This is a genomic window from Actinacidiphila alni (assembly GCF_900112845.1).
Taxonomy (GTDB): domain Bacteria; phylum Actinomycetota; class Actinomycetes; order Streptomycetales; family Streptomycetaceae; genus Actinacidiphila; species Actinacidiphila alni.
On record NZ_FONG01000001.1, the window covers coordinates 510496 to 522475 of the forward strand.

Annotated in this window: 7 protein-coding genes; 4 read left to right on the top strand and 3 right to left on the bottom strand. The window is 72.3% G+C overall.

The genetic code is table 11. The features are described 5' to 3' along the window. Positions 1 to 19: 19 nt before the first annotated feature. Positions 20 to 1759 carry a peptide-N4-asparagine amidase gene (locus BM076_RS02135; RefSeq protein WP_093711551.1) on the bottom strand — a complete coding sequence of 580 codons (1740 nt, stop codon included), beginning with the start codon at positions 1757 to 1759 and terminating at the stop codon, positions 20 to 22. 348 nt (positions 1760 to 2107) lie between these two features. Here BM076_RS02135 and BM076_RS02140 point away from each other — a divergent pair, with 348 nt between their 5' ends. Beyond that, complete coding sequence (locus tag BM076_RS02140) at positions 2108 to 3577, top strand: aldehyde dehydrogenase family protein (protein ID WP_093711552.1); 1470 nt, start codon at positions 2108 to 2110, stop codon at positions 3575 to 3577. A 347-nt stretch (positions 3578 to 3924) separates the two neighbouring features. On the opposite strand, the gene BM076_RS02145 is transcribed toward BM076_RS02140, so the two are convergent. Next, positions 3925 to 5106 (bottom strand): ROK family transcriptional regulator, encoded by a 1182-nt coding sequence (locus tag BM076_RS02145; RefSeq protein ID WP_093711553.1) that lies wholly within the window; start codon positions 5104 to 5106, stop codon positions 3925 to 3927. Positions 5107 to 5376: 270 nt separating this feature from the next. Here BM076_RS02145 and BM076_RS02150 point away from each other — a divergent pair, with 270 nt between their 5' ends. The 3 genes from BM076_RS02150 (at position 5377) to BM076_RS02160 (ending at position 10980) form a co-directional block, all read left to right on the top strand. Continuing rightward, on the top strand, positions 5377 to 8694 hold the full coding sequence (locus BM076_RS02150; protein ID WP_245795647.1) for a GH92 family glycosyl hydrolase: 3318 nt from the start codon (positions 5377 to 5379) through the stop codon (positions 8692 to 8694). A 232-nt stretch (positions 8695 to 8926) separates the two neighbouring features. After that, a complete protein-coding gene (locus tag BM076_RS02155; RefSeq protein ID WP_177246284.1) occupies positions 8927 to 9778 on the top strand; it encodes a hypothetical protein in 852 nt (283 codons plus the stop codon). A gap of 134 nt (positions 9779 to 9912) precedes the next feature. After that, the gene (locus BM076_RS02160) at positions 9913 to 10980 is read left to right on the top strand and encodes a chitinase (protein ID WP_093711554.1); all 1068 of its coding nucleotides are present in this window, start codon (positions 9913 to 9915) and stop codon (positions 10978 to 10980) included. Positions 10981 to 11066: 86 nt separating this feature from the next. On the opposite strand, the gene BM076_RS02165 is transcribed toward BM076_RS02160, so the two are convergent. Next, entirely contained in the window at positions 11067 to 11951 is an 885-nt protein-coding gene (locus BM076_RS02165; RefSeq protein WP_093711555.1) for an LLM class F420-dependent oxidoreductase, read from the bottom strand. Between the last annotated feature and the right edge of the window lie 29 nt (positions 11952 to 11980).

Here is an 11980-nt window from a genome sequence, read left to right on the forward strand (position 1 = left end):
GTCGAACGGGGAAGACGCGTCACGGCCGCCGTACGTCCGAGGTCAGCCGGCCGTGCTCGGCGGTCAGCGTGCGGTCGTAGCGGCGGCCGGTGTCGGTGGTGCCGCGGTAGTGCTCGGCGCCGGTGCCGTCGGCGGACACGACCGTGCCGCCGTCCCGGGCCAGCACGCCCGTCGCCGTCACCGTGTCGTCGGTGGCCGCGAACGGCCGCCACGGTCCGGTGGACCCGGCGCGGGCGCTGTCGGTCAGCACCCGCTGCTGCCTGACCGAGCCGCGCAGGTCGTAATTGTCGCCGTCCACATAGCGCGGGATGTCCATGGTGACGTCGATCGGGTACGACCACGTGTGCCGCACGGCGTGCGTCCGGCCGCCGCCGTGACCGCGCGGCCGTACCGTCGTGGTGACGACGGTCGTGCCCGCGTCGCGCTGGGCCACCACCTGGTGCCGGCCGCCGTCGGCGACGGTGTCGTCATTGGTGTAGGCGGTGTTCTGGCTGACGCGCGTGGTGATCCGGCCCGCCGAGGTGTCGACATAGCCCTCCGTGGACCAGTCGCGGCCCGCGGTCGTGCGGATCGCGGTGGCGCCGTCCGCGCCGGGCGTCCGCGTGCTGGTCACCCGCGGGTCGGCGGAGAGCGTGTCGGCGGTCAGCGCGCCGGACGTGCGCGCCCGGTGGTGGTCGGTGGTCAGGAAGAGCGTGCCGTCCACCGTCCAGGTGTCGGCGGCGCCGTACGGCGTGATGGTGACCGTGTGCGGGCGCCCGTCCACGAGTTCGCCGACGAAGGGCGTCAGATCGATGTCGTACGGCAGCGTCAGGAACTGGTCGACGGCCGGGATCGGCCGCCACAGCGTCGGTACGAGGCCGCCCGAGTAGACCACCGGATACGGCTGGGCCAGGCCCGCCGGCCTGCCGTCGACCGCCACCTGCACCTCACGGTACGGGCCGCCGCCGCACAGATAGTCCGGGTCCTGCGCGGCGAGGTCGCTGGGCACCGCGTCGAACCACTGCTCGTCGCAGCCGCCGCCGCGCGCGTACGCCTCCAGCCGCGCGGTGGTCAGATTGCGCGGCAGCACCACCGACTTCGACGCCGAGGCGCCGGGCGCCAGTTCGTACCAGCCGGGCGAGGCGTCCCCCGACAGCGGCAGCACACGGTCGGCCACGGCCGGGGCCGGATGCCGGCGGTCCGCCGCGTAGTAGGTGAGCGTCAGCGTCATGTGATAGGTGCCGGTGTACGTGCTGTTGACGATGTTGCCGAGGTCGGCGACGAGCGGCTGCGGGTCGCGCAGCAGTGGGGTGAAGGACGTGATGTCCTTCTCGACGTTCCAGGTGATGCCGTCGTCGTCCGGCTCGGGCGTGCTGGTGCGCAGCACCTCCGCGCCGCCGATCCACACCCCCGCCAGCCGGTCGTACTGGCGGCCCGCGACGCTGCCCGACCAGTCGAGGACGACCTTGGACCAGGGCCCGGGACAGTCCTTGGGCGGGGTGACCGTGCCGGTGAACGGCTGCCCGTAGGAGTTGGCGAAGTCGTGCCGCATGACGGTGACCGCGCAGTGCCGGGTGTCCGGCCTGCTCACCGGCGGCAGCGCCGTCACCGGGTCCTGGTAGCCGTCCTCCACGTACGACGGGGCCGGCGCGGGGGAGCCGGCCGGGGCGGCGGCCGCGGTGCCCGCGGTGGTCAGGGCCAGGATCGCGCCGACGGACACGGCGGCGGCGAGCAGGGACCGCGCCAAGGCGCGCCCGCGCGGGGAGGTCTGATCGCGCATTCGGTCACTTCCTCGGGGGAGTGGGGAGGACGGGCGATGCGGAAGGTGTGAGAGGTGCGGGACGTACGGGAGTTGCCGGGGATCAATCTGCCGTGACCAGTACGGCCGTGTCGAGACGTCGTCGCCGGTCCCGGCCTGTGAGGGCGCCGTGCCGGGCACGGGCGCGGGCTTTGCCGAACGGCTCTCCTCAAGGACGTGAGGCGCTGCTATGTTGAGAGTTCGGAAGGTTAACAAACTCTGACGCGCGTGGGCCCGCGAGGACGCGCGGGACACCGCCGCGCGCGGCGGGTCCCGGGCAACTCCCGTACGTCCCCCCGCGCTTCGACCGTGTCGCCCCGGAGGCCCGCCATGCCGACCCCATCCACGCCGCAGCCCTGGAACGGCGCCCTCTTCATCGGCGGGGCCTTCGTCCCGGCCGAGGGCGGGCGGACCTCCACGGTGTACGACAAGGCCGCCCAGGTACCGCTCGGCGAGGCGGGCCTGGCGTCACCCGCCGACCTGGACCGCGCCGCCCGCGAGGCCGCCGTCGCCGGCCGGGCCTGGGCCGCGGCCGACTTCGGCACCCGGGCCGACGTGCTGCGCGACGTCGCCGCCCGGCTGCGCGCCCGCGCCGACGAATTCGCCGAACTGATCGTCCGCGAGACCGGATCGATCCGCGGCAAGGCCGACTACGAGGTCGCGGGCGCGGTCGACGAGCTGCACCAGGCCGCGGCGCTCGCCGGACACGTCCGCGCCGAGACGCTGCCGTCGCGCGCGCCCGGCCGCGAAAGCATTGCTGAACGCGTACCGCTCGGCGTCGTCGGCGTCATCACCCCCTGGAACTTCCCGCTGGTGCTCGCCATGCGGGTGCTCGCGCCCGCGCTCGCCGTCGGCAACTCCGTGGTGCTCAAGCCCTCGCCGCACACCCCGCTCAGCGGCGGCCTGCTGCTCGCCGACCTCTTCGCCGAGGCCGGACTGCCCGCGGGCGTCCTCCAGGTGGTGCCCGGCGGCCAGGACACCGGCGAGGCGCTCACCGCCCACCCCGACATCGCCATGGTGCACTTCACCGGGTCCAGCGCGGTCGGCCGGATCATCGCGCGGGACGCGGGGGAGCGGCTGAAGAAGGTCTCCCTCGAACTCGGCGGCAACAACGCGCTGATCGTCCTGGACGACGCCGACCTCGACCAGGCCGGACAGATCGGCGCCTGGTCCGCCTTCCACTACCAGGGCCAGACCTGCATCACCGCAGGCCGGCACATCGTGCAGCGGCCGGTCTTCGACGCGTACGTCGCCGAACTCGCCGCCCGCGCCGGGCGGATCACGGTCGGCGACCCGACGGGCGACGGGGTCGGGCTCGGGCCGATGATCAGCGTCGAGCAGCGGGAGCGGGCGCGCAAGCTGCTGGACGAGGCGGTCGGGGCCGGCGCCACGGTCGTCGCCGGCGGCGACGGAGACGGACTCTTCCACCGGCCCACCGTCGTCACCGGGGTCACCCCGCAGATGGCGCTGTGGACCGAGGAGATCTTCGCGCCGATCGCGCCCGTGCTCGCCGTCGACTCCGAGGAGGAGGCGTTGGCCGTCGCCAACGACACGTCCTACGGTCTCGTGGACGCCATCGTCACCGGCGACCTCGCCCGTGGGGGGCGCCTCGCCGCTCGGCTCGGGGCCGCCATGGTCCACGTCAACGACTCCACGTGCCTCGACGAGGCCCATGTCCCCTTCGGCGGGCGCGCCGCGTCCGGCCTCGGCGGCCGGGCCGGCGGGGAGTCCAATCTCCACGAATTCACCGAACTCCGCTGGCTCACCTACCAGCACACCCCCATCCACTACCCGTACTGACCCCTCTCCGGGGCGTGCCCGAGCCCCCCGCGGGGTGGGGTGCCTTTTCGCCTGACGGCGAGTGAGGTCTTCCAGGGGCGCGGGGGCGCGCCGGCGGAGTGCGGTAACCCTCAGGGGCGCGGGGACGCGGCGCTGCGCTGGCGGAAGTGGGTGCCCGATAGGGGCGCGGGGAACTGCGCGCTCAGCCCCCACCGGCCCGGTGGTCGCACAACAACAGCGTCTGCCCCGCTGGGGGCGGTTTTTTGCCTGCGGCCTGGCGTGGGCTGAGCGCGCAGTTCCCCGCGCCCCTAACGAACCGCACTCCGCAGGAGATCACGCACCGCACTCCGCCGGCGCGAGCGCAGCGGCTACGCCATGGAATCCAAGGCCCGGCCCACTGCCAAGTGAACCGCCCCGAGGAGGGTGGCGCGGTCACCGAGACCGCCGACCGTCACCTCTGTGTCCCAAGCCAACTCCCGGACAACGCGCCGCACTTCGAGAAGGACGAGCTGGTTCTGCCCGACGCCGCCGCCGAGGACGACAAGCCCGGGGTCGAGGAGGGCGACGACTCCGGCGACGAGCCGTCCGATGTCGGCGGCGTGCTGATCGACCACCCGCCGGGCGGCGGAATGCCCCGAGGCGGCGGCCTCGAAAAGAGCCTTGGCGTCACGCGGCACACTCCCCGCCCCGGCCGGAGGCCACGACGCCGCGCACCGCTCCATCAGAGCGTCGGAGCCGAGGAACCGTTCGAGCCCGGCCCGCTCGGGCCGGTGCGACGGCGACCAGGGGAAAGGCAGCATCGCGGCCTCACCGGCCGCCCCGTTGGCGCCCTGCATGAGCCGTCCGTCGACCACGATCCCGACACCGATCTTCACGCCGACCTGGATGTACGCGAACATCTGCTCGTCGCGCGCCACGCCGAACCTGTGCTCGGCGACGGCCGCGCAGTTGACGTTGTTCTCGACGGTGACCGGCACCCCGGCCGGCACGTCGAGCGCGTCGGTGATCCGTACGGTCCCGTCGGCCTGGAGGCCGCCGTCGGACGGGCCGGCCGAACCGCCGCGCCCCCGCCCGGTGGTGGGCAGTGTCGGCGCCGCGACGACCACCTCGCGCAGCGGCCCGAAGCGCGCGCCCACCTCCGCCCGTACCGTACGGACCACGCCCGCCGCGGCGTCCGCGGCCTCCGGTGTGACCGTCGGCTGGTCGGCGGCCAGCCGTTCCTCGGCGGCGCCGATCTCCCGGCCGTCGAGGGTGTACGCGGCGGCCCGTACACCGGTGGCGCCGATCTCGACGCCGAGTACGTGCCCGGCGCCGGCCGCCAGTGAATAGAGCACGGCGCTGCGCCCGGTGGCGCCGCGCGAACTGCCCTGCCCGGCGACCAGCCCGAGCCGGGAGAGTTCGGCCATGGCCACCGACATGGTCGGCCGGGACAGCGCGAGCGCCGTACTGAGCTGCGGCCGGGTCGCGGGACCGTCCACCGCGAGCGCCCGCAGTACGGACCGCGCGCTGGCGGGCAGGTCGAAGCGGTCGACGGCGACGGTCGTGTCCATCCGGTAAAGTTACCCGATCGACGCCCCGGCCTCCCGTGGAGTTCGGCCGGTTGACCGAAGTGTCCGGCCCGCCGCACGGCGGACCCACAGGGACCTCACACGCTTCTCCAGGACCTGACAAGTCTTGACACCCTCCAACCCCCGGAGGAACATCTACTGTTGATCGTTTGACAACGTTGTCGTAAGCGATGCATACGAAGGGTGGGAATCGTGTCGGACAAAGCAGCGCGGCCGACGGGCAGAGACAGAAAACGATGGAGAGGCCGCGGCGTGAGCGCGGTGGCCGCGGTGGCGACGGCCGTCCTCGGTGTCAGCCTCGGACTCGGCGCGGGCCCGGCGAGCGCGACCCCCGGCTCCGCCGGCGGCCACGGCGCGGCACCGGCCGCCGCCGTCAACCCCCTCATCGGCTCATCGAACGCCGGCAACACCTACCCGGGCGCCGTCACCCCGTTCGGCATGCTGGCCTGGAGCCCGCAGAATTCGACGGGCAACCAGTTCTCCACGCCCGCCCCCGGCGGCTACCAGTACGACGCGACGCGCATCCGCGGCTTCAGCCTGACCCACCTCAACGGTGTGGGCTGTTCCGGCGCCAACGGTGACATACCGATCATGCCGTACGTCGGCGACGTCGACTCCTCGCCCAGTTCCGACACCAAGGACGCGAAGTACGCGTCGACCTTCTCGCACGCCAACGAGACGGCGCAGGCGGGCTATTACAAGGTCGGCCTGGACAGCGGCGCCAGCGCCGAACTGACCACCACCGCGCGCACCGGCACCGGCGAGTTCGGCTTCCCCGCCGACAAGCCCGCCAGCATGCTCTTCCGCACCTCCAACTCCGAGAGCGGCAGCGCCGCCGCCGACGTCACGGTCGACGCCGCGGCCCGTACCGTCACCGGCTCGGTGAGCGCGGGCAACTTCTGCGGCCCGCAGAGCGCCAACAACCGGCACGACGTCTACACCCTTTACTTCACCGCGCACTTCGACCAGGACTTCGCGAAGGTCGGCACCTGGACCGACGGCACCCTCAACCCGGGTTCCACCACGGCCTCCGGCGGCACCGGCTACAACTCCAGCGGCAACGCCACCGCGGGCAAGGGCTCCGGCGCCTACGTCACCTTCGCGCCCGGCACCAAGCAGGTGCAGGCCAAGGTCGCGATCTCGTACGTCAGCGCGCACAACGCGGAGACCAACCTCGCCGCCGAGAACCCGCCGCACGCGAGCTTCGACTCCATCAGGTCCAAGGCGACCGCCGCGTGGAACAGCGCGCTGGGCAAGATCCAGGTCTCCGGCGGCTCCGCCGACCAGACGAGCACCTTCTACACCGCGCTCTACCACTCGATGCTGGAGCCGACCCTCACCAGCGACGTCAACGGCCAGTACCTGGGCGGCGACCGCAAGACCCACTCGCTGGCACGCGGACAGCACGCGCAGTACGGCACCTTCTCCGGCTGGGACCAGTACCGGGCCCAGGTGCAGCTGCTGACCCTGCTCGACACCCGGGTCGGCAGCGACTACGCGCAGTCGCTGTACAACTATGCCCAGCAGCGCGACGGCGAATGGGACCGCTGGCTGCTGGAGAACGGCAAGACCAGCATCATGTCCGGCGACCCCTCGGACGCGGCGCTGGCCGGCATCTACGCCTTCGGCGGCCACGGCTTCGACGTCAAGGGCGCCCTCGCCTCGCTGGTGAAGGCCGCCACGGTGCCGACCGCCAACGACTCCGACAGCTCCGGCTGCAACGTCGAATGCGTGGGCCAGCGACCGGCGTTGGACAAGTACCTCCAACTCGGTTACGTGCCCGCCGACAACTGCCACTGCTGGGGCGGCGCCGCCGAGACGCTGGAGGACGCCGCGGCCGACTTCGGCATCTCGGAGCTGGCCGGCCAGGTGCACGACCGCAAGAACCAGAAGAAGTTCGCCGAGCGCAGCGGCAACTGGACCAACGTCTTCGACCCGAACGCGACCGCGCAGGGCGGCTACATGCGCGACCGCAGGTCCGACGGGTCGTGGTCGGGGGCCAACTTCAGCCCCTCGACCGGCAGCGGCTTCGTCGAGGGCAGCAGCGCCCGCTACACGTGGATGGTCTACTCCGACGTCGAGGGCCTGGCGAAGGCGATGGGCGGCAACGCCACCGCGATCTCCCGCCTGGACGCCTTCTTCCGCAACCCGGACGGCACCTTCGACTTCTCCGCCCGCGACCAGACCCGCTACGACGCCACCAACGAGCCCGACATCAACGCGCCGTACCTGTACGACTACCTGGGCGCCCCGTACAAGACCCAGGAGACCGTGCGCGCCGAGACCGACGGGCTGTGGACCAACACCCCCGGCGGCATCCCCGGCAACGACGACGCGGGCACCATGTCGTCGTGGTACGTCTTCTCCGCGCTCGGCATGTACCCGCAGGTGCCCAGCCGCGCCGACCTGGTGCTGTCCGCGCCGGTCTTCCCGCACGCGGTGATCCGTACCGGCCTCGGCAAGAAGATCACCGTCAACGCGCCGCAGGCGTCCACGAAGAACATCTACATCCAGGGCCTGCGCGTCAACGGCAAGAAGTCCGACAATCCGTGGCTGCCCGCCTCCTTCGCCACCCGCGGCGGCACCCTCGACTACACCCTGGGCGGCACCGCGAACACCAAGTGGGGCAGCTCCGCCAAGGACGCGCCGCCGTCCTTCCGCGACGGCGAGGCACAGTTCTTCGCCTCGACCGCGCCCGGCCAGGTCAAGGTCGAGCCGGGCGGCACCGAGACCAGCACGCTGAAGCTCACCACCATCCAGGACAAGACGATCGACGTCCGGTGGAACGCGAAGGCGCCGGCGGGCATCAGCCTCACGCCCGCGTCGGGCCGGGTCCGGGTGCCCAAGGAGGGCGCGGCGGACGCGAAGCTGTCGGTGTCGGTCGCCAAGGACACCAAGCCCGGTGTCTACACCGTCCCGATCACCCTGACCTCCTCGCACGGCGGCACCGCGCCGCCGGTGTCCCTGTCGGTGACGGTCGGAGTGCGCGGCACCATCACCTGGTACGTCAACAACGCCGGCATCTCGGCGGACGACACCAATCCGGCCGCCAACTTCGACGGTGAGGGGTGGAGTTACTCGGCGGCGGCGCTGGCCGCGGCCGGTGCCACCCCCGGCGGCACCGTCTCAGCCGCGGGCTTCGACTTCACCTGGCCCCAGGTGGCGCCCGGCGCCCCCGACAACATCGTGGTCGGCGGCGAGGACCAGGTCCTGGACGTCTCCAAGACGTCGGCCGGCGCGACGAAGCTGAGCCTGCTCGGCAGCGCGAGCGAGGGCCAGACCACCGGCACGGTCACGTTGACGTACACCGACGGCACCACCCAGCAGGCCGACATCGGCTTCAGCGACTGGACCCTCGGCGGCGGCGCGCAGCAGCCCTCGTACGGCAACGTCGTCGCGGTGCACACCACCTACCGCGACGTACAGGGCGGCGGCAAGGACCCGGTGGGCACCGAGGTCTTCGCCACCGCGCCGATCGCGCTCCAGGCGGGCAAGCAACTGGCCAGCGTGACGCTGCCGTCCAGCACGGACGGCGGTGACATGCACATCTTCTCCGTGGCGACGGCCTGACCCCGGCGGTCCACCGCGGAGAGCGCGGGGCGGGTACGACCGGCACGACCGGTGGTACCCGCCCCGCACCCATGTGCGCACCCGACACCTCAACGCCCCACCGCCCACCCCCTGTTCAGGGCGAATTGGCCGGGGTGCCGTGGTGCGCGCGGCCCGTCCGCCGCTAGGGTCACTGCTGTCACAGGGCCGTCCCGAGCCGCGGGCGGTCCAACTGCCGAGACCGGGAGTTCCGTTGACCGCAACCGCCGGCGCCCTCAGCCGCCGCGCCGCCGCCCTGCTGCTCGCCACCGCCGCCCTGGCCGCCGTCGGCACCTCGACGGCGCACGCCGACTCGCCCGGCGGCTGGACCGCCGCCGGCAGTTCGACGCTCAGCACGCTCACCGCCGGCGAGGGCATCGCCACCCGCGCCGACGGCTCGGTGCTCACCCGCGGGCTCGGTTCGATCCCGCTGCGCCTGCGCGTCGCCGGCTGGAACCACATCGGCGACCCGGACATCGTGGGCGGCTACACCTACGACGCCTACCAGGGCGGCGACGACGCCACCTCGAAGATGTTCGAGGTCACCACGCCCGACGGGCACGCCTACGACTACACGCACCCGCTGGACCCCGGCGAACTGCTCAACAACTCCTTCGCGACCGTCTCGCCCGACGGGCAGTGGCTGGTCGAGGGGGAGTGGAACACCGTGAACCGGCTCCAGGTCTTCCCCGCTCCGCTGACCAACCCCGCCACCCCGGCCACCGGCGGCACCCTCCCGCAGGCCGGCCAGATCACCTTGAGCACGCCGGTCACCGACGTGCAGGGCTGCGACTTCGTCTCCACCACCCGGCTGGTGTGCGTCTCGGACGACGATGCCAAGGACGTCTTCCAGGTGGACCTCCCGCACGCGCTGGACGGCACGCCGGTCACCGGCCAGGTCAGCACCCTCTTCCAGGTGCCGAAGAAGAGCATCTGCTCGGGCTCCTTCGAGACCGAGGGCGTCGACTACGACCCGGGCGCCAAGGTGCTCCGCGTCGAGATCATCTCGCCGAGCGTGTGCGCGGTGACCACCACCTCGTACAGCTATCGCCCCACCACGGGCTGACGGGCCCGTCGCTCCTGTCGCGTCGCCGCACTCACCGGGCTTGGTCCAGACCTATTGACGAGTGGTTGAGACCACTTTACGATCCGGTCCACCACGGCCCTGTGAGTGCGCGACGACACCACGAGGAGCACGACATGATCGGTCGGCGGTTACGTCTGCTGGGCATCGGCCTGGCCATGGCATTCCTGACACAGATCCCGGCCGCCGCGGCGGCCCACGCGGCACGGCCGGCGTCGGCGGCGGCCGACACCTGCGCCACCAAGGCGAAGCCCTCGGGCAAGGTCCTCCAGGGCTACTGGGAGAACTGGGACGGCGCCGCCAACGGCGTGCACCCCGGCCTCGGCTGGATCCCCATCACCGACAGCCGCATCGCCGCCCACGGCTACAACGTGATCAACGCGGCCTTCCCCGTCATCCTCTCCGACGGCACCGTGCTCTGGCAGGACGGCATGGACTCGGGCGTCAAGGTCGCCACCCCGGCCGAGATGTGCCAGGCCAAGGCCGCGGGCGCGACGATCCTGATGTCCATCGGCGGCGCCACCGCCGGCATCGACCTCAGCTCCAGCGCGGTCGCCGACCGCTTCGTGAACACCATCGTGCCGATCCTCAAGCAGTACAACTTCGACGGCATCGACATCGACATCGAGACCGGCCTGGTCGGCAGCGGCAGCATCGGCACCCTGTCCGCCTCGCAGGCCAACCTGGAACGGATCATCGACGGCGTGCTGTCCCGGATGCCCGCCGGATTCGGCCTGACGATGGCCCCCGAGACGGCGTACGTCACCGGCGGCAGCATCACCTACGGCTCCATCTGGGGCGCCTACCTGCCGATCGTGAAGAAGTACGCCGACAACGGCAGGCTCTGGTGGCTCAATATGCAGTACTACAACGGCAGCATGTACGGCTGCCACGGCGACTCGTACGAGGCCGGCACGGTGGCCGGCTTCACCGCGCAGACCAGCTGCCTCAACACCGGTCTCGTCGTCCAGGGCACCACCGTCCGGGTGCCGTACGACAAGCAGGTCCCGGGGCTGCCCGCCCAACCGGGCGCGGGCGGCGGCTACATGGCGCCGAACCTCGTCTCGCAGGCGTGGAATTCCTACTCCGGCGCGCTCAAGGGCCTGATGACCTGGTCGCTGAACTGGGACGGCTCGAAGAGCTGGACCTTCGGCAACAACGTCAAGGCCCTGCAAGGGCGTTGACGCCTGGCCGGCGCCGGGGCGACACCAGGACCCGGGGCGCCCGTCCGCGGCGGGCGGGCGCCCCGGCACCACCACCGGCGGCGGGCTCAGCCGGTGATCAGGGCCGGCGCCAGCCGCCGCCACTCCTCCAGCGGCAGCGGACGCGCCGGGTCGCCGTTGATCACCTGGACGGCCAGATGGTCGGCGCCCGCGGCGAGGAATTCCGCCGCACGCGCCGCGACGGCCGCCTCGTCGCCGAGGACGAAGACCGCGTCCACCAGCCGGTCGCTGCCGCCGCCCGCCAGATCCTCCTCGGTGAAGCCCGAACGCAGCAGATTGCTCGTGTAGTTGGACAGCGCCAGATACATCGCCAGGTGCTCGCGGGCCTTGCCGCGGGCCGCGTCGAGATCGGTGTCGAGCACCACTTTGACCTCCGGCGCCAGCAGCGGCCCGTCGCCGAGGATCGCCCGCGCCTTCGCGGTGTGCTCCGGCGTCACGAGATAGGGGTGCGCGCCGCCCGCCCGGTCCCGGGACAGCTCCAGCATCTTCGGGCCGAGCGCCGCCAGCACCCGGCGGTCGGCGGGCACCGGTTCCGGCGCCTCGTCCAGGCCGGTGAGATAGTCGCGCATCGCCGAGTACGGCTTGGCGTACCGCTCGACGGCCCGGCTGTGACTGACGCCGAGCCCGAGCAGAAACCGTCCCGGGTGGGCGCGCTCCACCGCGGCCCGCCGGGCGGCGACATCGGCCGCGTCGTGGTTCCAGATGTTGAGGATGCCGGTCGCCACCGTCAGCCGCTCGGTGGCCTTCAGTACCGGTTCCGCGGCCTCCACCCCCGGACTGCTGCCCAGCCAGACCGCACCGTAGCCCAGCGCCTCGACCTCGGCGGCGGCCTCCTCGTACGCCGGGGTCCAGGTCAGGCCCTCACCGCAGGCCGCCCTGCTCCAGGCGCTGTTCCAGATCCCGATCCTGCCCAGGCGGTCGTACTGTCCCATGTCCGGCCTTCCTCGATCCGTGCGCGTGC